This window comes from Bradyrhizobium sp. IC3123 (genome assembly GCF_020193625.1).
Classification (GTDB): Bacteria; Pseudomonadota; Alphaproteobacteria; order Rhizobiales; family Xanthobacteraceae; genus Bradyrhizobium; species Bradyrhizobium yuanmingense.
The window spans coordinates 860,378-884,150 of record NZ_JADYVF010000002.1 but is presented as its reverse complement, the minus strand read 5'-3'; the positions used below and the strand labels follow the sequence as shown (position 1 = coordinate 884,150).

The 23,773-nt window shown below is 63.6% G+C and carries 12 protein-coding genes; 11 read left to right on the top strand and 1 reads right to left on the bottom strand.

What is annotated here, in order from left to right:
* Positions 1 to 45: 45 nt before the first annotated feature.
* Both I6F20_RS09610 and I6F20_RS09605 read left to right on the top strand, forming a co-directional pair.
* The gene (locus I6F20_RS09610) at positions 46 to 1,203 is read left to right on the top strand and encodes an ABC transporter substrate-binding protein (RefSeq protein WP_225125898.1); all 1,158 of its coding nucleotides are present in this window, start codon (positions 46 to 48) and stop codon (positions 1,201 to 1,203) included.
* Between the two features lie 18 nt (positions 1,204 to 1,221).
* A complete protein-coding gene (locus I6F20_RS09605) occupies positions 1,222 to 2,877 on the top strand; it encodes an ATP-dependent acyl-CoA ligase (RefSeq protein WP_518513054.1) in 1,656 nt (551 codons plus the stop codon).
* A 12-nt stretch (positions 2,878 to 2,889) separates the two neighbouring features.
* On the opposite strand, the gene I6F20_RS09600 is transcribed toward I6F20_RS09605, so the two are convergent.
* Complete coding sequence (locus I6F20_RS09600; RefSeq protein ID WP_036034548.1) at positions 2,890 to 3,396, bottom strand: MarR family winged helix-turn-helix transcriptional regulator; 507 nt, start codon at positions 3,394 to 3,396, stop codon at positions 2,890 to 2,892.
* A gap of 281 nt (positions 3,397 to 3,677) precedes the next feature.
* Between I6F20_RS09600 and I6F20_RS09595 the strand changes: the two genes are divergently transcribed.
* The 9 genes from I6F20_RS09595 to I6F20_RS09555 all read left to right on the top strand — a co-directional run bounded on the left by I6F20_RS09595 (position 3,678) and on the right by I6F20_RS09555 (position 23,772).
* Positions 3,678 to 5,996, top strand: a complete 2,319-nt coding sequence (locus I6F20_RS09595) for a bifunctional salicylyl-CoA 5-hydroxylase/oxidoreductase (protein ID WP_225125895.1) — start codon at positions 3,678 to 3,680, stop codon at positions 5,994 to 5,996.
* Positions 5,997 to 6,012: 16 nt separating this feature from the next.
* On the top strand, positions 6,013 to 7,191 hold the full coding sequence (locus I6F20_RS09590) for an acyl-CoA dehydrogenase family protein (protein WP_225112776.1): 1,179 nt from the start codon (positions 6,013 to 6,015) through the stop codon (positions 7,189 to 7,191).
* Between the two features lie 18 nt (positions 7,192 to 7,209).
* A complete protein-coding gene (locus tag I6F20_RS09585) occupies positions 7,210 to 7,641 on the top strand; it encodes a RidA family protein (protein WP_057029852.1) in 432 nt (143 codons plus the stop codon).
* Between the two features lie 283 nt (positions 7,642 to 7,924).
* Positions 7,925 to 9,073 (top strand): amidohydrolase, encoded by a 1,149-nt coding sequence (locus I6F20_RS09580; protein WP_225125894.1) that lies wholly within the window; start codon positions 7,925 to 7,927, stop codon positions 9,071 to 9,073.
* Between the two features lie 249 nt (positions 9,074 to 9,322).
* Complete coding sequence (locus tag I6F20_RS09575) at positions 9,323 to 11,683, top strand: TonB-dependent receptor (RefSeq protein WP_225125893.1); 2,361 nt, start codon at positions 9,323 to 9,325, stop codon at positions 11,681 to 11,683.
* A 359-nt stretch (positions 11,684 to 12,042) separates the two neighbouring features.
* Complete coding sequence (locus I6F20_RS09570; protein ID WP_225125892.1) at positions 12,043 to 12,270, top strand: MbtH family protein; 228 nt, start codon at positions 12,043 to 12,045, stop codon at positions 12,268 to 12,270.
* A 21-nt stretch (positions 12,271 to 12,291) separates the two neighbouring features.
* Positions 12,292 to 13,047: a thioesterase II family protein gene (locus I6F20_RS09565; RefSeq protein ID WP_225125891.1), complete on the top strand. Its 756-nt coding sequence runs from the start codon at positions 12,292 to 12,294 to the stop codon at positions 13,045 to 13,047.
* Positions 13,016 to 13,984, top strand: a complete 969-nt coding sequence (locus tag I6F20_RS09560; protein ID WP_225125890.1) for a TauD/TfdA family dioxygenase — start codon at positions 13,016 to 13,018, stop codon at positions 13,982 to 13,984. Before I6F20_RS09565 ends, I6F20_RS09560 begins: the two co-directional genes overlap by 32 nt.
* A 56-nt stretch (positions 13,985 to 14,040) precedes the next feature.
* Complete coding sequence (locus I6F20_RS09555) at positions 14,041 to 23,772, top strand: non-ribosomal peptide synthetase (RefSeq protein WP_225125889.1); 9,732 nt, start codon at positions 14,041 to 14,043, stop codon at positions 23,770 to 23,772.
* Position 23,773: the final 1 nt, after the last annotated feature.

Sequence of the window (23,773 nt, the reverse complement as noted above, 5' to 3'; positions counted from 1 at the left end):
GCGCTCGCCAATCAGACCAAGAAATTCTCCCGAAAGACAGGTGCCATGAACTTGATCAAGAGCCTGGTGGCTTCCACTGCATTGCTGCTTGCCGTTCCGCAATTCGCGCGAGCCGAGATCCTCGTCGGATTCGTTACCGGCCTCAGTGGGCCGGTGTCATCGATCGGTATTCCCAACGCGAAGGGGATCGCGGCAGGTCAGGCCTATATCGGCGAAATCGGCGGCGAAAAGCTGCGGGTCATCCAGCTCGACGACGGCTCCGATCCGACCGCGTCGGCACGCAATGCGCGCAAGCTGGTGGAGCAGGAGAAGGTCGATATCCTGATCGGCACGTCCGGCGCTCCCCAGACGCTCGCGATGGCGACCGCGGCCATCGAAATGAAGATTCCGATGATCGCGGTGTCGCCGATCGCACCGGTGGCGTCAGGCGACGGCGGTCCCTGGGTCGTGCAGACGCCGCAGCCCACGCCGCTTCTGGTGCAAGGAATCGTCGACCATATGAAGGCGAAGGGCCTGACGACCGTCGCCTTCATCGGTTTCTCCGATGCGTTCGGAGATCTCATGTACAATTCGCTCGAGCAGAGTGCGAAGGCCGCCGGCATCAAGGTCGTCGCCAACGAACGCTATGCCCGGTCGGACTCGTCGGTGACGGCTCAGGTGCTGCGCGCACTCGCCGCGCGTCCCGACGCCATCATGCTCGGCGGCACCGGCACGCCAGGCGCGCTGCCGGTCATCGCTCTGTCCGAGCGGGGATATAAGGGACCGCTCTACGGCAATCACGGGCTGATCAGCGCCGATTTCCTTCGTCTGGCCGGCAAAGCCGCCAATGGCATCATGTGCCCGACGGGACCTGTGACCGCGGCGGAGCAGCTTCCGGCCAGCAATCCGATCCAGAAGGTCGCCCTGGATTTCCGCGCGGCCTTCGAAAAGGCCAATGGCGAGGCGCCGACGGATTCATTCTCGTCCTATTCCTTCGACGGCTGGCTGATCTTCGCCGACGCCGCCAAGCGTGCGCTGGCAACCGGTGCCAAACCAGGCTCACCTGAGTTCCGTACCGCGATTCGCCAGGCACTGTTCACTACCAGGGAGGTCGTCGGGACGCAGGGCGTCTACACCTACACGCCGGCGGACCGGCATGGAGTCGACGATCGCTCGCGCATCATGGTTCAGATCGAGGACGGCAAGTACAAGCTGTTGCCTTGAGGTGCGAGCATGGTCGCAATGGAGAAAGATGCGCTGGCGAACATCACCGAGGTGGTCGGCGGTGAGGATGTGACGCCTGCCTGGGCGCGCGCGATGGCGTCGTTTCCGCCGTCTGAGCGCATCCTCTCGACGATGCTCACGCGCCAGGCGGAGCGTTACGGCGATCGCCTTCTGCTCGTTGCCGGAGAGGCGCGTTGGAGCTTTACGCAGGCTGCGACGATTGCGGCTGCGTCGGCCCAGACGCTGGTCGATGCCGGGATCAAGCCGGGCGACCGGGTCGCGCTGATGTGCTCGAACCGTCCGGAGTTCTTGCAGGTCTATCTCGGCTGTGCGTGGCTGGGGGCGATTGCGGTCCCGATCAATACCGCCTTGCGCGGCTTCCAGCTGTCCCACATTTTCCGCAACTCGCGTCCCGCGCTGCTCGTCATCGAGGCTCAGTTCGCCAGCGCGGTCGAGAGTGTCGAGGCGGATGTCGAGCTGCCGCCTCGGACCTGGATCATCGGAGCTGCCGCCGACGCAATCGGTGCCAGGCTTTCCGCGGTCCCGCTGCCGCCTCTTGGCGCCGCAGCCCCGGCCGGCGCCGTGCGTCCCGGTGACACCGTTGCGATCCTCTATACGTCGGGCACCACGGGGCCTGCGAAGGGTGTGTGCTGTCCGCAGGCGCAGCTGTTCTGGTGGGGCGTCTATTCGGCGCGCGCGCTCGGAATCCGCGAGGGCGATGTGCTGTTCACCACGCTGCCGCTGTTTCACACCAACGCGCTGAATGCGTTCTATCAGGCGCTGCTGAACGGATGCACGTACGTGCTCGAGCCGAAGTTCTCGGCTTCCGGCTTTTGGGCTGCCGCGCGACAGCACAATGCGACGGTCAGCTATCTGCTCGGTGCGATGGCGTCGATGCTCCTGGCACAGCCGAAGAGCGCAGACGAGTCAATGCATCGTCTTCGTGTCGCTCTTGGCGGCGGCGTGCCGCCGCAAATCCACGGCCCGTTCCGCGAGCGCTTCGGCGTACCGCTGGTCGACGGCTACGGGTCGACGGAGACGAATTTCGTGTTCGCCGGCACGATTCCGTCGGATCGGGCGGGGACGATGGGGTACCTGGCCGATGGCATTGAGGCGCGGATCGTCGACGAGAATGATTCCGCGCTGCCTGATGGAGAGGCCGGCGAGCTCGTGCTTCGCGCGAGAGAACCCTTTGCGTTCGCGTCCGGCTATTTCGGCATGCCGGAGAAGACCGTGGAGGCCTGGCGAAATCTGTGGTTCCACTCAGGCGATCGGGTCGTTCGCGATTCCGACGGGCATTATCGCTTCATCGATCGCATGAAGGATTCCATCCGCAGGCGCGGCGAGAACGTGTCCTCGTGGGAGGTCGAGCAGGCGATCCAGGCGCACCCCGCGGTCGCTGCCTGCGCGGTCTACCCGCTGCCGTCGGAGTTGGGTGAGGATGAAGTTGCTGCTGCGATTCTGCTGGAACCGGGCCACTTGCTACAGCCCGTCGACATCGTCAGGCATTGCGAAGGACGGATCGCCTATTTCGCTATTCCGCGTTATGTGCGAATCCTCGGTCAGATGCCGCTGACGGAGAACGGCAAGATCAAGAAGGGCGTGCTGCGCGATGCGGGTGTCACGACGGATACATGGGATCGCGAAGCGGCCGGAGTGAAGGTACGACGCTGACGTCGTATCCGCTCAAGGTTTTTGCAAGGCGTCCCTGACGGCGGCCTTGAGTTCGTCGAGCTCGCCGATCAATCCATCGAACCGATCTGCCGGGAAATCCGCCAGGAGCTCGGCAAGCCACGCGCCGTGGCTCTTGGCCATTCGCCTGAAGATCTTGCGGCCTTCGACCGTCATACAGACGATCTGCACCCGCCGGTCGAGGTTCGACGCCGTGCGGGTGATGTATCCATCTGCGACCAGGCGGTCGACGATTGGCGTGAGGTTCCCGGCCGAGACCATCAGGCGCTTGGGCAGCTCTCCCAGCACAAGTCCGCTTGGTTCGCGGTCGAGCTGCGCGAGAACGTCGAAGCGGGGCATCGTGAAGTCGAACTCTTCGCGAAACCGGCGCCGCAACTCGCTTTCGATGAGGGACGTGCAGGCGAGCAGTCGGAGCCAAAGGCGTGTTTGAGCCCTGTACTCAGCCTCCTGATCCGTCTCGTTCCTGGCCGAAACAGGGGTGGACTCCTTCGCGAGTGCCAATCGAATCTCCCGGGCTTCGTGGCTTACGAAAGCTGGCGCAGCTCTCGTGGACATTGGCAAGATAGTTCGTGCCAAAAGTAAATTCAAGGCTGGGTCCGAGGGATCCGGAATCGGCGCCGCCGTGCATCCGATTTACACTAAAATTCAGATCGACGCCGCGGCGAGGGGCGTGCCCTCCAGGGCCTTTGCAGAACCGCCTTGACAAGGCACGCGTCGAGGAAATATTTTATACTTAAAATAATTGGGTGAGAGCTCGGCGCAACGCGCGAAAGCGAGGGATCATGCGCATAGTCTGTATCGGCGGCGGGCCGGCCGGCCTCTATCTGGGCCTCCTGATGAAGCGTCGACATCCGGAACATGTCGTCACGGTCGTCGAGCGCAACAAGCCCTACGATACGTTTGGCTGGGGCGTGGTATTCTCCGATGCCATGATGTCTGCGATGCGTCTTGCCGACCCCGAAAGCGCGGCCGAGATCGAGGACGCCTTCAATCATTGGGACGACATCGAGCTGGTCTTCAAGGGGACGCGGCAGCGCACGACCGGCCACGGCTTCATCGGCATTGGTCGCAAGCATCTGCTCAACATTCTCCAGAGGCGCTGCGAGGCTCTGGGTGTCGAGCTCGCCTTCGAGCGTGAGGTGGAGTCCGATCTTGAATTCCCCGACGCCGACCTGATCGTGGCCACCGACGGTGTGAATTCCAGGATTCGCGCCCGCTATGCCGAACAGTTCCAGCCGGACATGGTGATCCGGCCGAACCGCTACATCTGGCTCGGTACCAAGAAGGCGTTCGACGCCTTCACGTTCGATTTCCAGAGGACCGAGCACGGCTGGTTCCAGGCACACATTTACAAGTTCGACGCGGAGACCTCGACCTTCATCGTCGAGACCACGGAAGAGACCTACAATGCTCACGGGCTGGGCGAGCTCGATCAGCAAGGGTCAATCGACTTCTGCGAGAAGATCTTCGCCGAGACGCTCGACGGTGCGAAGCTCTTGACCAACGCCCGCCATCTGCGCGGCTCGGCCTGGCTCAATTTCAGCCGCCTGATCTGCGGCAAATGGAGCGTGTTCAACGGCCGCTCCCATGTCGTGCTGATGGGAGACGCCGCGCACACTGCGCATTTCGCCATCGGGTCGGGCACCAAGCTCGCGCTCGACGACGCCATCGAGCTCGCCAACCAGTTCGATCGCCATGGTCACGGGCGCGACCGCATCCAGACCGTGCTGGAGGCCTACGAGGAAGTACGCCGCGTCGACGTGGCGCGCATCCAGAACGCCGCGCGCAATGCGATGGAATGGTTCGAGGTGGTCGGCCGGCGCTATGCTGATACGCTCGAACCGCCGCAATTCTTCTATTCGATGCTGACGCGTTCCCAGCGCATCAGCCATGAAAACCTGCGCCTGCGCGACCGTGCCTGGTTGGAAGGATTCGAGCGATGGTTTGCCGCGCGCTCGGGCATCGCCGTCGAGGACGGCGAACGGGTACCGCCGCCGATGCTGACGCCGCACCGCGTGCGCGGCCTCACGCTGGCGAACCGCATCATGGTCTCGCCGATGGCGATGTATTCGGCGAAGGACGGGCTGATCAACGACTTCCACATCGCCCACCTCGGAGCGCGCGCCATGGGCGGCGCCGCGTTGATCTTTGCCGAGATGACCTGCGTCTCACCGGATGCCAGGATTACGCCGGGCTGTCTCGGGCTCTGGAATGATGAGCAAGCGGCACAATGGCGCCGGCTGGTCGATCTGGTCCATAGCCTCGGACATGCCAAGGTCGGCATCCAGCTCGGCCATGCCGGGCGGAAGGGATCGACCCGGCTCGCCTGGGAGGGGATTGACCAACCGCTGGCTTCAGGCAATTGGCCGCTGATCTCGGCTTCCGCGCTGCCCTATCTGCCGCACAGCCAGTTGCCGCGGGAGATGAACCGCAGCGACATGGACCGCGTCCGCGACGATTTCGTCGCCGCAACGCGCCGTGCTGCCGACGCCGGTGTCGATTGGCTCGAGCTTCATTGCGCCCATGGCTATTTGCTGTCGAGCTTCCTCTCGCCGCTGACCAACCGGCGGACTGACGAATATGGCGGCAACCACGAAAATCGTGCGCGCTTTCCGCTGGAGGTCTTCAGGGCGATGCGCGCAACGTGGCCATCCGATCGGCCGATGTCGGTGCGGCTGTCCTGCCATGACTGGACCGAAGGCGGCAACACGCCGGCCGACGCCGCGATCTTCGCTGCGATGTTCAAGGAGGCGGGAGCAGACGTGATCGATTGCTCCTCGGGACAGGTCTGGAAGGAGGAACGGCCGATCTACGGCCGCCTGTTCCAGACGCCATTCGCAGATCTGATCCGCAACGAAGTCGGCATCGAGACGATAGCAGTCGGTGCGATCTCCGAGGCCGATCACGCCAACTCGATTCTCGCGGCTGGCCGCGCGGATCTCTGCGCGATTGCGCGGCCGCATCTCGCCGACCCGGCCTGGACGCTGCACGAAGCCGCGCGCATCGGCATCACAGCGGTCAACTGGCCGAAGCAGTATCTGTCCGCCAAGGGACAATACGAGACCAATCTGGCACGTGCCGCTGCCGTGGCCGCGCAGTGAGCGAAGGAGGGATCGGATGAACTCCGTGGTAAAGATGATCCGGCGCGAATGGCTGGACTGGCCGTTCTTCGAGCCCCGCCATCTTGCGATCGGCGAGGCGCTCGATCGCTTCGTGCAGTCGGGAGCCCTCGACAAGATCGATCACAATGATGTGGATGGTGCCTGTCGCAAGCTTGTGCGCGCGATGGGCGCGGCGGGGTTGCTCGATTGCGCGGTCGCGGCGCCCGATGGCGATGCGACGTCGATCGATTCCCGCTCGATCTGCCTGTCGCGCGAGTCGCTGGCCTATGCCGATGGCCTCGCCGATTTTGCTTTCGCCATGCAGGGGCTTGGCTCCGGAGCGATTGCACTGGGTGGCTCGGCGGAGTTGCGCAAGGCCGTGCTGCCGAAGGTGCGTTCCGGCGAATGGCTCGCGGCCTTCGCGCTCTCCGAGAAGGAGGCGGGGTCGGACGTCGCGGCGATGTCCTGCACGGCGCGGGCCGACGGCGACACCTACGTCATCGACGGCGAGAAGACCTGGATCTCGAACGGCGGCATTGCCGACGTCTATACGCTGTTTGCGCGAACGGGCGAGGCGCCGGGCGCCCGCGGCATTTCGGCCTTCGTCGTCTTTCCGGATGATCCCGGTTTTAGCATTGCCGAGCGCATCGACGTCATCGCGCCGCACCCGCTGGCGACGTTGCGCTTTACTAATTGCCGGATTCCCGCGAGCCGTAGGCTCGGCGCGCCCGGGGGCGGGTTCAAGCTCGCGATGCAGACGTTGGATATTTTCCGCGCATCGGTCGCCGCCGCAGCCCTCGGCTTTGCCCGTCGCGCGCTCGACGAGGCATTGTCGCATGCCCGCAGCCGAAACATGTTCGGTGCGACGCTGGGGGATCTTCAACTGACCCAGGCCGCGCTCGGCGACATGGCGACCGACACCGACGCGGCGGCGCTGCTGACCTACCGCGCGGCCTGGCGCCGCGATGTCCAGAAGCTTCCGACGACGCGCGAAGCCGCCATGGCGAAGCTGACCGCCACCGAGACCGCGCAGCGCGTCATCGACCGTGCCGTCCAGATGTTCGGCGGCCGCGGCGTGCGCAAGGGAGAGGTCGTCGAAAGTCTCTACCGCGAAATCCGCGCGCTGCGCATCTACGAGGGTGCGACCGAGGTCCAGAAGTTGATTGTCGCCCGCGAGCTGTTGAAGCCGCGCTGAAGGGATTGAGAACTACGCATGAGCACGATCAGCAAGCCGGAAGTCCCCGCGACGCGTGGTCTGCAACTGCTTCAGCCCAGCGGCTGGCCGCAGCCGAAGGGGTATGCGAATGGCGTCATGGCTGAAGGACGACTCATCGTGACGGGTGGTGTGGTCGGTTGGGACGCAGCCGGGCGATTTGCGGACGGCTTCGTTGCGCAGGTCCGCCAGACGCTCGAGAACATCGTCGCGATTCTGGCAGAGGGGGGCGCGCGGCCGGACCATCTCGTGCGCCTGACCTGGTACGTCGTGGACATGGACGAATATGTGTCGAACCTGAAAGCGCTCGGCAAAGTCTATCGCGAGGTCATTGGCACCCATTACCCTAGCATGGCGCTGGTGCAGGTCGTGCGTCTCGTCGAGCCATCCTCGCGTGTCGAGATCGAGGCGACGGCCGTCGTCCCGCGCTGACGAAGGCGTCGGCCGCAGGCCCGCGGCGAGACCGCGACGATGGAAAGCTCTCTACGGCGCCCGTGATGGATTGGAGCGAGAGCTCAATATTTTCAATCGGCTAAGGGGCGGCGTGTGCACGATGTGTGCACCGGGAGATGCACAAAAATCTATCGACTGCAAATTTGAGCAGACGGTCTGAGGCGTGATACTGAGCTCGGCTTCCGCGCGATCGAATTGACGAGAGCAGTGCAGCGACTACAACAGGCGTTTCGCCGCCGGTCACGAGTGAGAAAGAAGCCCAATGTTCCTGACCGAGAACGATCTGAATGAATTGGTGGCATGGCGACGCCATCTTCACGCCGTGCCGGAACTGTCGGGGCAAGAGGCAAAAACCGCGGAAGCCGTGCGGGCCCGTCTTCAGGCGGCGGGTGCCGACAGGATCGTTTCGGGCCTCGGTGGTCACGGCGTGCTTGGAATCTATGATGGACGTGAGTCTGGCCCGACGATCATGCTTCGGGCCGAACTGGATGCACTGCCGATCCAGGAAAAACCAGAACTCAAGCATCGATCACTGGTAGCAGGAAAGGCCCATCTCTGCGGTCATGATGGTCATATGGCAATTCTGGCGGCCGTAGCGCAAGATCTGAGCCAGCAACGTCCAAGCCGAGGTCGCGTAGCACTCCTGTTTCAGCCGGCCGAGGAGGACGGGTCCGGTGCGGCCGCCGTTCTGGCTGACGCGAAGTTTGAGCAGGTGCGGCCCGACTTTGTCTTCGCGCTGCATAACCTTCCCGGCCTCGGTCTTGGACAGGTCTCTCTTGCCGAAGGTTTGGTGAATTGCGCCTCGCAAGGAATGCAGATCAGATTATCAGGACGAACGACGCACGCGTCGAATCCGGCGCTCGGTATCTCCCCGAAAGACGCGCTCGCCAGGCTTCTGCTGGAGATACCCGCGCTCGGGCGCGGGACGGAGCTAGACGACGACTTCTCAATGCTGACGGTCACCCACGCAAGACTTGGGGAGCCTGCGTTCGGTATCGCGCCGGGCTTCGGCGAGTTGTGGGCGACACTGAGAACATGCACCGACGTGATGATGGAACGGCTCCGCCTGGAGGCGGAAGACTTGGTTCGGCGCGTGACGGCCGGTGAGGGGCTGAGCACGGAAATCGCTTATCGCGACGTCTTCAATCATTGCGCAAACGACGTCGATGCTGTTGCCCAGCTTAGAAGCGCGCTGGACGCAGAGGGGGTGCGACATTCGGCGGAGGGCCTTCCACTGCGTGGCTCCGAGGACTTCGGACGTTTTGGCTCCCGTTCGAAGTCGGCGATGTTTTTCCTGGGAGCCGGCAAAGAGCATCCCGGGCTGCATGAGTCGAACTACGACTTTCCGGATCAGTTGATAGAAATTGGTGCAAGAATATTCGTGCGCACCATACGCAACCTGCTTGGCTAAATAGAGAATTCCGGACGGAGTGACAGCGTATCGCCTGCATGTCACATGTTGGATCGGCGCTTAGAACGATTTGAAACTAGAAGCTTTCGAAAATTTGCAGTGAAGTTCGAAGCAGGAAATCGCTTCTCCGATCACGACGGTTTCGTCGTGCAACCTTAGATAATTTCTAGGTCCCAATTCCTTCTCGCAGCACCGTCGTATGTTAGGAAGCGACGGGGACGTGCTTGCAAGTGGAATTGGGGCGCAGGAATGTTGCGTGAACTCTCGGCCAGGAAAATCGTGCGTACACTATCGTTGGGCGCGGTGAGTTATCTCGCACTGTCGATGGAATCTTCGGGTGACCTTCAGCATGCGGTTGCGCAATCCAATCTGCCGCCCGTGACCGTGGATGCCCCCAAGCCAAGAGTTCGTCAGCCGGTCCAGAGATCACAGTCGACGCGCGCCTCGCGTGGACAGCGATCAGTCGCCGCGGCGCCTCCGCGCCAGGCTGCACCCGTTCCCTATGTGGTGCCCTCGACCGGAACGGTCGGCACGGTGCCGCCCGCCTACGCAGGCGGCCAGGTTGCAACCGGCGGAAGCCTCGGTCTGCTCGGCAATCGCGGCGTGATGAACACGCCGTTCAACCAGACGAGCTATACGGCGGAGCTGATGCAGAACCAGCAAGCGCGCACGATCCGTGATGTCCTGGCGAATGATCCCTCGGTCAGGGTCGTTCAGGCAGCCGGTGGCGGTGCGGACAGTCTCTTTATTCGTGGCTTTTACTACGACAGCGGCGACTATGGGCTGAACGGCCTCTACGGAATCGCACCATACTATTCTTCGGGCGCAAATTTCGTGGAGCGCGTTGAAGTGCTGAAGGGCCCGAGCGCATTGCTCAATGGCATGACGGCCGGCGGCACTGGCGTTGCGAGCGGCGGTGCAGTTGGTGGAAGCGTCAATCTGATCACCAAGCATGCGCCCGACTTCGACATTACGCAGCTAACGGCAACCTATGTCTCACGATCGCAGTTTGGTCAGAATATGGACGTTAGTCGCCGCTACGGGGAGCATAAAGAGTGGGGCGTTCGACTGAACAGTACCTACTCGAACGGAAACACGCCGTGGAACCGTCAGACTGACGAATTCGGAAACGTCGTTCTGGGCCTCGATTATCGCGGAGAGCGCGTGCGCGCGGCGGTCGATATCGGCTATCAGGCCGATAATCTGAAGCCGCCGTTGCGCTTCTTTACGATTCCGACCACGACCACACTCATTCCTCCGCCACCAAAAGCCGGGCTCAATTTTCAAGTTCCCTGGGCCTATTATGCACCGACCGATTTCTTCACGACCGCGCGCAGTGAGGTCGACCTTGCTGACTGGGTGACTGCCTATGCAGCATTTGGCTATCACGACAGCAATATCAATTACACTTACCCGTCGCCAATTCTGACGAACATGAGCGCGCCGCCAAGCGTGTTTCAGCTGGGGGGGATATCTTCTCAACCAATACGTGGCAAAGAAACATTCGAAACGTTCGCCGGGGAGACTGGCGTTCGCGCCAATATTGACACCGGTCCCCTCAACCACGCCGTAAATGTCAATTACTCGATCAACGACCGAACCTACCGCCAGCAGGTCTGGAATCGTACCCCGAGTCCTGCTGCCAATCTAATCTACTGGAACCTTTACACCGAGCCGACAAATATTCCGCAACCCACGCTGAACAACATTGCGGCCAACCAGTGGACGAATGTTTCTCTTGAGAGCGTCGGGATTTCGGATACGATCTCACTCTTGGATAAGCGTGTCCAGTTTACGGTCGGCGTTCGCCACCAGACGGCCGGGTCGGAGGTCAGGAATTTCCTCGCGCCCGGTCTGAGCCGACCGGAGCGAGATGCGTCTGTGTGGAGTCCGGCATATGCGTTGCTCGTTAAGCCGGTTGAGAACGTCTCGCTTTACGCAAACTACATTGAGGGACTGCAGACGCCGACTGTGGTCGGGGGTACATTTGCGAACGTCGGGACTGTTTTCCCGCCGGCGCAGACGAAGCAGGCCGAGGCAGGAATTAAGATCGACGCTGGTCGATTCACAACTACGCTGAGCGTGTTCGATATAAGCCAGCCGAGCATCATCGGAGTTGGTTCCGGCGTATCTGCGACTCAACAACTCAATGGTAGACAGCGCAACCGGGGTACAGAGCTCAACGTCTTCGGCGAGATCACTCCCGACATCCGCGTTCTCGGTGGCGTCGCACTGATCGACGGTGTGCAGGAGAGAACTCCAGGCGGGCTGACCGACGGAAAGAAGGCGGTCGGCGTCCCCGTCGTCAACGTCAACATGGGCGCAGAATGGGACACACCGTTCGTACCAGGCCTCACGTTCACGGGTAGGGTTATCTATACGGGCTCGCAGTACGTCAACGTTACGAACACGCTCACTTTGCCGGAATGGACTCGCGTCGATATTGGAGCGCGATATACCTTTACGTCGCCCTGGAACGGAAAGCCGATCGTGGTACGTGCCAACATCGAAAACGTCGGAAACAAAGCTTACTGGGCCTCGGCGTATAACGGCGTCATCACGCTTGGCGCGCCTCGGACCTATCTGGTGTCTACCACTTTCAACTTTTAGGCAGCTTTCCTGGAAGCCGGAGTTCATGCCGCCGCGGGATCCGCGGCGGCATTGTTTCGTCGTGGCCGATTCAACGCATTCATGACAACACAATGAAACGCTGCCGGCGACAAAAGCGCGGGATCACGCCGCCTCGGAAAAGTTCCTCCCTGCACAGTTAGAATTGCAGCAATCTGCGACGTGTTCTGAAATCTCGATAAATTGCCGCATGTTGGCGCGCCACGCGGAGGTTGCATTGCATCCGCTCGTCGCCAGTTTTGAGGTCTTAAAAAAAGTCGCGTCGATATTGCTTTGACCCTCGTCGGCTTCTCACCTAGTCAAACGTCTCTGCTTTCGCTTTCCGAAAAGGGGATCGCGCCATGATGGTGTTCGACAGAGACGACGTCACCTTCACCGTCGTCGTCAATCACGAAGAGCAATACTCCATCTGGCCGATGTTCAAGGAGATTCCGGCCGGCTGGAAGGCGGTGGGCAAGTCAGGCAGCAAGAAGGAATGTCTCGACCATATCGAGCAGGTGTGGACCGACATGCGCCCGCTCAGCTTGCGCAAGTTCATGGACGGCGCGTCGCCTCAGCAGACGACGTAGTCAGCGAAGTCCGGTCGTCCGATGCGGCTTCTTTGTCTGCCCTATTCCGGCGGAAGTGCCATGTTCTATGCGCGGTGGCGCAGGCTTCTGCAGTCGTGGATCGACGTTCGGCCGGTGGAATGGCCCGGCCGCGGTGCGCGCATGGACGAGCCGCTGGCGACCGATCCGCGCGTGCTGGCGGCGCAGCTGGCTGGTGAACTCGCGGCGCAGCTCGACGGGCCCTATGCATTGTTCGGGCACAGCCTCGGTGCCGTGATCGCGTTCGAGCTCGCACATGGCCTGCTCGATCGCGGAGTGCCTGCGCCGGCCATTCTCTTCGCCTCGGGTGCGGAAGCGCCGGCGGTGCGGGACGGCAGCAAGTGGCGCCATCCCCTGAGCGACCAGGCGCTGATGCAGGAGCTGCGTGATCTTCAGGGCACACCCGACGAGGCGCTGTCGAATGCCGAGTTGATGCGATCCGCGCTGCCGGTGCTGCGCGCAGACTTTCTGATGTGCGGGGCCTATGTCTACCGGCCGCGGCGTCCATTGCCGTGCCCCGTACACGTTTTTGGCGGAGCGGACGACGAGACCAGCCGCGAAGCACTCGAGGCTTGGCGGCAGGAGACCTCGGCGGCATTCACGCTCGATATTCTGCCCGGGCATCACTTCTTCATTCACACAGAGCAGGCCGAACTGATCGACCGGATCGGCTGGGCGCTGGCCCGGCAATCGGGGCAATCGATTGCTTCGCATCGGAGCGAGGATCATGAGCGCGTTCTCCGTCCAGCCACTCATTGAGGGCAAGGCTCTTCCCATGCTGCTTAGGGCAGGTGAGGCCGGGCAGCCGCTCGGCGAAGCCCTTCCCGTGCTGCGCGCGACGATCGACCGGTACCTGACCGACAGCGGCGGCATCGTGTTTCGCGATTTCGCGCTCGATGGTCCCGATGCGTTTCGAGCCTTCGCGGCCGATTTCGGTCATCCGCTGCTGACCTACGAGTTCGGGTCGACGCCGCGTTCGCAGGTGACCTCAGGCGTCTACACGTCCACGGAATATCCGCCGCACCAGCATATCCCGCTGCACAACGAGCAGGCCTATACCCGCGATTGGCCGATGAAGATCTGGTTCTACTGCATGCAGCCGGCGCTGGAAGGCGGCGAGACCCCGATCGCCGACAGCCGCGCCATCTATCGCGACATGCCGCCGGCCATTCGCGGGCGGTTTGCCGACAAGGGCGTGATGTATGTGCGGAACTACGGCAACGGGCTCGACGTCGACTGGCAGCAGGTGTTCGGCACCGACTCCAGATCGGAGGTGGAGGCTTACTGCGCTCGCCACGACATCGAATGCGAGTGGAAGGAAGATGGGGAGCTTCGTACGCGCCAGGTCTGTCAGGGCACGGCGCAGCACCCGGTCACCGGTGACTGGGTCTGGTTCAACCAGGCGCATTTGTTCCATGTCTCCAATCTCGAGCCGGAGGTGCGCGAGAGTCTGCTCGACGTGGTCGAGGACGAAGCCGATCTGCCGCGCAACGTCTTCTATGGCGACGGTTCGACGATCGAGGATGAGACGCTGTCAACGGTCCGGACCGTTCTCGAGAAGCACAGGATCAGCTTTCCCTGGCAGGCCGGCGACGTCGTGATGCTCGACAACATGCTCACTGCGCACGCGCGTGCCCCGTTCAAGGGGCCGCGCAAGGTGATCGTCGCTATGGCCGAAGCTCATCGGCAAGGGTGATCGGCGGCACTCGGCGTGGGGATTCCCGGCGCGCGGCCGGACAGGAATTTGAGAACATGGACAGATCCGACCTCGTCGAACGCTTGCGAGAGCATGCCGCCTTGCGACCGGAGAAGGTGGCGTTGCGATTCCTGGAGGGCGACGACGTTGCCGATGAGCTGACGTTTGCCGCGCTGGACGCTCGGATCAGGGCGCTTGCGGCATGGTTTCAGCAGATGGGCGGTGCGGGCGAACGGGCGGTGATTCTGCTTCCGAGCGGGATCAACTATGCCGTCGCATTCTATGCCTGCCTGTATTCGGGCGTAGTCGCCGTGCCGGCGTATCCGCCTGAGGGCGGTCCCGAGCGCTATGCAGGACGACTGAACGGTATCCTGCGGGATGCCGCGCCTCGCTTCATCCTGATGGAGACGGGGCTGCGCGGTCTCATCGAGGCGGCATTGCCCGAGCTCGCCGACGTGGAGATCGTTGCGGTGGACACGATTTCGCCCGATCTCGCCGCGGACTGGTGCGAGACGAGGCCTGCCACCGATGGGATCGCGTTCCTCCAATACACATCCGGCTCGACCTCGCAGCCGAAGGGCGTTTGCGTCTCCCATGGCAATCTAGCGGCCAACGAGCGTGCGATCGAAGCGGTTTGTAGTGGAACGCCGGACGATGTGTTTGTGAGCTGGCTGCCGCTCTATCACGACATGGGGCTGATCGGCGGACTTCTGAACCCGCTGTTCACGGGCTTTACCGGCGTCCTGATGTCGCCACGGAACTTCCTGGAGCGGCCACGGCGCTGGCTCGAGGCCATCGACCGTCACGGCGGCACGTTGAGCGGTGGCCCCGACTTCGCGTACTCACTCTGCACCGACCGCATCTCGGAAGAGACCATCCGTCGGCTCGACCTCAGCCGGTGGAGGTTTGCGTTCTCGGGCTCGGAGTTCGTCCGCCGCACCACCTTCGAGAAATTTGGCGACCGGTTTGCGCGGGCCGGGTTCGATCGACGGGCGTTGACGGCTTGCTATGGACTTGCGGAGGCGACGCTGCTGGTCACGGCCGGCGACATCACCGCCGAGACCGTCAGCTACACGCTCGACACCGCGGAACTTGCCGCCGGCCGCATCGCGAGCGCCAGCGAAGGCACGGACCTCGTGGCATGCGGTCGAACCGCCGCTGGTCACGCCGTGCGCATCATGCGCGTCGACGAATCGGCGGTGGCCGAGGCGAATGAGGTGGGCGAGATCTGGGTCACTGGTCCCAGTGTCGCGCTCGGCTACTGGAACAATGTCGAGGCCACGCATCAAGCCTTCGTCGAGCGAGATGGTGCGCGTTGGCTGCGGACCGGCGACATCGGCTTCCTTCGCGACGGCGCACTCGTGGTGGCCGGTCGTCTCAAGGACCTGCTGATCGTTCGCGGGCAGAACGTCTATCCGACGGATGTTGAGCAGGCGGTCGAAGCCGAGGTCGAATCCGTCCGCAGCGGACGGGTTGCCGCCTTTCCCATCGAGGTCGAGGGGCGTGAAGCCATCGGAGTGGCGGCGGAGTTCAGCCGCGCCGTGCTCAAGCGTAGCAATCCGGAAGCGCTCGCACATGCGATCGGCGAAGCCGTGCTCCGGCAGGCGCAGGAATATCCGGCCGTGATCGTTCTGCTGAACCCGCAAGCGATGCCGCTGACGACGAGCGGCAAGCTGCAGCGGTCGGCCTGCGCAACGCGTCTCGCCGACAACACGCTCGACAGCTTCGCGGTGTTCGAGAGAGGGCGTCGCCGCGGCACTGCATCCCTGACGGTGCCGGCGACTGATACCGAGCGCGCCGTCGCTGCGATGTGGTGCGAGGCGCTTGGCGTCGCGGCGGTGCATCGCGAGGACGATTTCTTTGTGCTGGGCGGAAACTCGATCGCGGCTGGCCAAGTAGCCGCGGCGATCCGCGACCGCCTGAACGTGGAAGTGGAGCTGCGCACCTTCTTCGACGCGCCGGCGCTTGCGGCCTTCGCTGGCCGGATCGATGTTTTGGCGGGCACCGGCGCTGGCCGGGCGCTCCCGCCGATCCCATGGGCCGTCGCGGCCGATCGCACGATGCTGTCGCACGCACAGGAGCGGCTCTGGTTCCTCTGGAACATGGATCCTGCTGGGACAGCCTATACCGTTGCGAGCACAATCGGTCTGAAGGGACGGCTCGACCGTGCAGTGCTTTCGCGTGCTTTCGGCGAGATCGTCCGTCGTCACGAGATATTGCGCACCACGTTCATCGCCAGAGACGGCCGTGGGACGCAGCTCGTCCACGATGTCATGAGCATCGGCGTTCGGCACGAGGATCTCCGCGCCTATTCTGTGCGGGAGCGCTCCGAGCGCGCGGAGACGGTCAGGCGATCAGAGCTCGGCAAGCCGTTCGATCTCGTGAACGGGCCATTGTTGCGCGTCGTGCTGCTTCAATTCGCGGACGATGCGTATGAACTGCTGCTGCTGGCCCATCACATCATCGTCGATGGCAGGTCGCTTGATGTGTTGCTCGAAGAGCTGGCCGCTCTCTATCGAGCCGGTACTGGTCAAGGCGCAGGCGTGCCGCCGGTTCCGGCAATTCAATATGCTGATTTTGCGGCCTGGCAGCGAAGCTGGCTTGCGGGCGGCGAGGGCGATCGGCAGCTCGCCTATTGGCGCGCCAAGCTCGGCGATGTTCACCCGGTGCTGGCGCTGCCGCATGATCGGCCGCGCCCGACGATCCAGAGCCATGCCGGCGATACGATCGGTCTGGCCATCGACGCCGTGCTTGCGTCCCGGCTCCGGGAGATCGCCGGCAAGCAGCGCGTCAGCGTCTTCATGCTGCTGCTCGGCGCATATTACGCGCTGCTCCAGCGCTACACCGGGCAGAGTGATTTGCGTGTCGGCGTGCCGGTCGCCGGGCGCCGGCATACGCAGCTCGAACGACTGATCGGATGTTTCGTCAACACGCTGGTGCTGCGGGCCGAGATGACCGCCGAAGCGAGCTTCACCAGCCTGTTGCGTCAGGTCAGGGAGTCGGTGGTCGAGGCGCTGACGCACCAGGATCTTCCGTTCGAAATGCTGGTCGACGGCCTCAAGCCCGAACGCAGCGGTGGGCAAAATCCCCTGTTCCAGGCGAAGTTCAACTACATGACGGCGCCGGGCGGTTTCTCCGGCGTCGGGGGGCTCACTGCCGACATCGACATTGTCGATCTCGCTGGTTCGCATTTCGATGTCGCCCTCGACGTCATCGATGGCGTCGGCATGAAGGTCACGTTCAACTACGCCACCGATCTGTTCGAGCGTCCGACTATCGCGCGATTGGCGACGCAATTCGGTTCGATGCTGCGCCAGATTGCCGACAACGCCGAGCGGCGGATATCGGACTTCGTCATCGACGACGGACACCGGCAGACCGTGCCGAGTGAGGCTGCGGCGTTCGGCTTCGCCGATGTGGTGAGCCTTCATCGCGCGGCGACAGTCGATCGACAGACCGCCATCGCCATTCGATGCGGCCGGGGGCAACTGACCTTTGCGGAGCTCGAGCAGCGGTCAAATCGTATCGCACACGCCCTCATCGCGAAGGGCGTGGCACGCGAGACACCGGTTGCGCTGTGGATCGAGCGCTCTCCGGCCTTTGTCGTCGCCTTGCTCGGTGTGCTGAAGGCGGGCGGCTCTTATGTCCCGCTCGATCCGAAATGGCCGTTGGAGCGCGTCCGCCGTATCCTGACCGACGGTGGCATCGACATCATGCTTGCGGCGGGCGACAAATTGGCGGATGCGCGCGAGCTGGGCTGCCTGGTGCTCGACGCGGAGGCGGAAGCGGCGCGCGCCGAGGTGTCGAGCCTGCCGCCCGACACGATCATTCACCCGGCGCAGACCGCTTACGTCATCTATACCTCCGGATCGACCGGCGCGCCTAAGGGCGTCAGCGTCTCGCACGGGGCCTTGGCCAATTACGTGCAAGCCTTGTTGCAGCGCCTGAAGCCGCGCCCGTCGGCGAGCATGGCGATGGTTTCGACGGTGGCGGCCGACCTCGGCCACACTGTCCTGTTCGGTGCGCTCGCATCCGGCGGCACGTTGCATCTGCTGTCACCGGAGGCCGTGTTCGATGCGGATGCGTTTGCGCAAGCGATGCGCGAGGGCGAGGTCGACATTCTCAAGATCGTGCCGAGCCATCTGCGAGGGCTGCTTCAGGCCTCGCGCTCGGCCGATCTGCTCCCCCGCGACGCGCTCGTCCTGGGCGGCGAGGCGTGCGATGGCGCGCTGCTGGACGACGTCCGGCGCATGCGGCCGGAATGCCGGATCCTGAATCATTACGGGCCCACGGAAACGACCGTCGGTGCGGTGACGCATGAGTGCGCGGCAGGCTGCGAGGACGGTCCGGTTCCAATCGGTCTGCCTCTTGCCAATCTGCGCGTCCATGTCCTCGATGACGCCTTGAACGAGGTGCCGATCGGAGTCGTTGGCGAGCTCTATGTCGGCGGCGCTGGGCTGTCGCGGGGCTATCGCGGCGCGGCGGGCCTGACCGCGGAACGCTTCGTGCCGGATCCGTTCGGCGCCGCGGGCGGGCGCCTCTACCGAACCGGGGATCGTGTCCGCTGCGACCGCGAGGGCCGGCTGATATTCCTGGGTCGTTCTGATGACCAGATCAAGTTGCGCGGCTATCGCATCGAGTTGGGCGAGGTCGCGCGCGTCATCAAGGCGCTGCAGGGAATCGGTGACGCAGTGGTCGTTTCACGCGCCATCGGTGAAAGTGAGCGCCAGGAGCTGATCGCCTATTGCGTGGCTGAGAGCGGCGCCGCTCCACAGGCCGATGCGATCAAGCAACAGCTGGCTGCAATCGTGCCGGACTATATGGTTCCGTCACACATCGTCATGTTGGCGCAATTGCCGCTGACGCCGAATGGAAAGGTCGATCGTCGCGCCTTGCCCGAACCGGCCGAAGAGGGGGCGTCGGCCGGCTATGCCGCGCCTGCGGGGGATATTGAAACTGCCATCGCGGCGGTCTGGTGCGAGGTGCTCGTTCGCGAGCGCGTCGGCCGTAATGACAATTTCTTCGAACTCGGCGGCGATTCGATTCTGAGCCTGCAGATCATCGCCCGCTTGCGCAAGCGCGGCATCCGGCTCACTCCGAAGCAGATCTTCAGCCAGCAGACGATTGCCGGGTTGGCGACGGTCGCCGTGATATCGGCGGGGACGACCAAGAAGGAGAGACCGGCGGCGAAGGCGTCAGTCGGCGACACCGCATCTGGCATGCCCCATCTGATGCCGATTCAGACGCGCTTCTTCGCCGAGGACATTGCCAACCGGGATCACTGGAACCAGGCGGTTCTGCTGCTGCCCCGTATGCAGGTCGATTGGGAGACGCTGCGGCGCGCGCTTGCGGCCATCTCGGACCATCACGATGCGTTACGTTTGCGGTTCAAGCAGGTGGATGGTGCTTGGCGGGGGGAGCAGGGACCGGCGCCGGGTTCAACCGAACTGTTATGGCTTCATGCGGGCGTCGGCGGCGCGATGGAGGTCACGGCGCTCGCCCGCGCTGCGCAGGAAAGCCTCTCACTGTCTTCGGGACCGCTGCTGCGCGCGGTCGGCATGGACCTGGCGGACGGTAGCCAACGCTTGCTGCTTGCGATCCATCATCTCGTCGTCGATGGCGTGTCCTGGCGTATCCTGCTGGAAGACCTGGCGTTGGCCTATGACCAGCTGCAGCGTGGCAGTCCCGTCGCGCTGCCGCCGAAGAGCGACTCCTTTGCCTCGTGGAGCGAGCGGCTGCATGCCTATACGGGAACGGCGGAGATCGCGGCCGAATTGCCGTATTGGCTGGATCGTGGCGCCGGCGCACGCCTGCCATGCAACGACGACCATGGCGATGTCGATCGCGTCGGTGATGGCGGCGAGGTGTCCTTGGTGTTGGATGCCGACCTGACGTCACAGCTCCTCGAACAGGCGCCGGCTGCCTATCGGACCCAGGCCAACGATCTCCTGCTCGCCGGTCTCGTGCGCGCGGTGTCGCGCTGGAGCCAGCACGACGAGATCACCGTGGAGCTCGAAGGCCACGGCCGCGAGGAGATCTTCCCAGATGCGGATGTGTCCCGCACCGTCGGCTGGTTCACGACGGCCTTCCCGGTCCGGCTGAAAGATGCAGGCGACGAGGCGTCGCTGATCAAGGCGGTCAAGGAGACGCTTCGCGCGATTCCGAATCGCGGGATCGGCTATGGCGTGTTGCGCCATCTCGGCTCCGAGCAGCAGCGCCATGCTCTGGCTCAATTGGCGGAGCCGCAGATCGTCTTCAACTATCTAGGCCGCTTTGACGCCAACATAGGCACCAACCAGCGCTTCTCCTTCGCAGCGGAGAGTGCAGGTCCCTCGCGTAGCGCCACGGCACCCATGCGCGGCTGGCTGAACATCACTGGCCTCGTGCGTGACGGCCGATTGGAACTATCTCTCGGATACGGACGCAAGCGCTACCGGGACGCGACGGTCGAGCGGCTTGCCGCACATTACAAGGACGCACTGCGCGAACTGATCGCCCATTGCTGCAACGGAGCGTTCGGCCTCACGCCATCGGATGTCCCGTTGTCTGGGCTCGCTCAGGTTGATCTCGATCGGTTGGCTGCGGCCTTGGATCTTCGCGGCATTGAGGAAATCTATCCGCTCTCGCCGATGCAGCAGGGCATGCTGTTTCATGCGCTGCGCGACGGTGCCAACGACGCCTATGTGAATCAGGTCGGGCTCGAACTGTTCGGCGTCGATGCGGGCAAGCTGAAAGCCGCGTGGCAGATAGTCAGCGACCGGCATGCGGCCCTGCGGACCGGGTTTGTCTGGCAGAACCTGTCGGGCGCAGCGCAGCAGATGGTGCATCGTCATGTGACGGTGCCGTTCGTCGAGGAGGACTGGCGCGGCAGCGCGCCTCCGGATCTGCAAGCCGCGCTGGCGGAGATATTCCGGCGTGAGCGCGCGATGGGCTTCGACATTTCGCGGCCGCCGCTTCAGCGTATCCGTCTGATCCGTCTCGACGACGACAGGCATTGGCTGATCTGGACCCATCATCACATCTTCGTCGATGGTTGGAGCTCGGCCCGGCTCGTGGCCGAGGTGTTGCAGCAGGCGAGCGGCCGCCCGCTGCCGGCCGTGCAGGGCGGCTATCGCGACTACATTGCATGGTTGCAGGGCCGCGATCGCGAGAGCGCCGAGAGGTTCTGGCGCGAGGCTCTGGCAGGGCTTGAGGCGCCCACATTGCTCGCGAACACACTGACGCCCCCCAAAACATCCCTCGCCGAAGGCCATGCCAGCGTCGGGCTTGCGGTGGACGCAGCGTTGACCGAGCGATTGAAGTCCTTTGCAAAGCATGAACGGGTAACACTCAACACGCTCATACAAGGAGCATGGGCACAGCTGCTGCGGCGTCATTCAGGGCAGTCCGCGGTCTCTTTCGGCGTGACCATCTCGGGCCGTCCGGCCGAATTGCCCGGTTCAGAGGAGATGGTGGGCCTCTTCATCAACACGCTTACCATCGTCGATGCGACCAGCCCGCAAGCTATCGTGGGCGATTGGCTGCGCCAGTTGCAGGAACAGAATTTGGCGCTGCGCGAGCACGGTTGGACGCCGCTCTACGACATTCAGCGCCTCGCCGGCCGTGCCGGGCAGCCGCTGTTCGACAGTATCCTGGTGTTCGAAAACTATCCGATCGACGAGGGGGTGCTGCGAGGCGGGGAAGGTGGTCCGCGGCTGGGACGTGTGGCGCATGTGACGCCGACAAACTATGCGCTGGCGGTCGCGGTGTTCGCTGCAGGCGATCGGCTGAACATTGAGTTCAACTATGACCGGCGCCGGTTCGACGAAGCGGCGATCCTGCGTTTTCGCGACATTCTCCACGCCCTGCTGGAACGGATTGCGGCGAATTCGGAACGTGCGCTCGGTGATCTCTCTGCGGCAGTCGAGCAGGACGCGCGACGAGCTCTCGAATGGAGTGGCGCAGCGCGGCTGACCTCCGCATCATCCTGCGCCGACGTCGTGATGCATATCGAAGCGCAGGCCGCGCAGGCGCGGTCTGCCATTGCCATCGTCTGCGGCGACCAGCGCATCTCCTATGGCGAGTTGAACGCGCGTGCGAACGCACTCGCACGACGCCTTCGCCTCTGGAATATCGGTCCGGATCGGCTGGTCGGCATTGCCCTGAGCCGAAGCCCGGACATGATCATCGCGCTGCTCGCGGTTCTGAAGGCCGGAGGCGCCTATCTGCCGCTCGATCCGGATTATCCGGCCGAGCGGCTTGCCTACATGCTGCGTGACGGCGGCGCGGCGCTGGTCCTGACGCAAGGCGCGCTGCTCGAGCCGCTTGCACCGGTGCTGCGCGAAGCCGGGGTCGAGGCGCTCTGCATCGACGAGCCATCGCCGCGCGCCGGCGAGGACGGCGGGAACCTCGACATCGAAATCCATCCGGACAGCCTGGCCTATGTCATCTACACGTCCGGGTCGACGGGCGCGCCGAAAGGCGTGGCGGTTGCGCGCGGACCGCTGGCGATGCATTGCGAAGCCATCGGCCGGCTGTACCGCATGACCTCGCGTGACCGCGAGTTCCAGACGGCATCGATCAATTTCGACATCGCCCACGAGCGATGGCTGGTACCGCTGATGACGGGCGGTTCGCTCGTCCTGCCTTTGAAGCCCGGTCTCCTGATTGACGATCTCGTCAGCGAGATGACCCGCAATGCGGTGACCTCGATCTTCCTGCCGCCGGCCTATGCGGATCAATTGAGCGCGGCATTGCGGCCGGGTGGGCGCAGGCTGGCGATCAGGGCCTGTATCGTCGGCGGCGAAGCCTGGTCCGATACCGGGGTCAGGGCATTTCGAGAAGCTTTCATTATCGATCTTCTGGTCAACGCCTACGGCCCGACCGAGACGGTGATCGCGCCGACGGCGTGGATCGTCGACGCCGCCGCGTTGACACCTCACCAGCCCGCACCGATCGGACGGCCCGTTGGTGCGAGGTCGGCGCACATTCTCGATTCCGACCTCAATATCGTTCCCGCCGGCGTCACCGGCGAGCTGTTCATCGGTGGTGTTGGCCAGGCCCGCGGCTATCTGAACCGGGCTGCACTGACCGCGGAGCGGTTCGTCCCCGATCCGTTCAGCGACGATGGCACGCGCCTCTATCGCACCGGCGATCTCGCGCGCTGGCGCAACGACGGCGTGATTGAATATGTCGGCCGCGCCGACCAGCAGGTGAAGATCCGCGGCTTCCGTATCGAGCTCGGAGAGATCGAGGCGCGTCTGCTCGAGCAGCGTGGCGTGCGTGCGGCGGCCGTTGTGGCGGGCGAAGGCCGGACCGGGCGCCAATTGTTCGCCTATGCGAGTGGCGGGCCGTCGCTCGACGGCCGCGCCTTGCGCGATGCACTGTCCGCCGTTCTGCCTGACTACATGGTGCCGTCGTCGGTGACGGTGCTGGAGCAGTTGCCGCTCACCGCTAACGGTAAGATCGATCGGCGTGCACTGCCGGCGCCGGGCGAGGATGCGTTGGCGCGTCGCACCTACGAGGCACCCGAGGACGAGATCGAGCTTGCGCTGGCCGGGATCTGGGCGGAGCTGCTCGACGTCGATCAGGTCGGACGCAACGATCACTTCTTCGAGCTCGGAGGACATTCCTTGCTCGCCGTGCGGGTGCTGAGCCGGGTGTCGCAGGAGATCGGCGTGTCAATCGCGGTCTCGGATCTGTTCGCTCATCCCGATCTTGCCTCATTTGCCCGGGTCGTGTCGATCAGGCTCATCGAGCAAGAATTCGATGCCGAAGAGCTCCAGGAACTGGTGGGAACGGAGCAGTGAG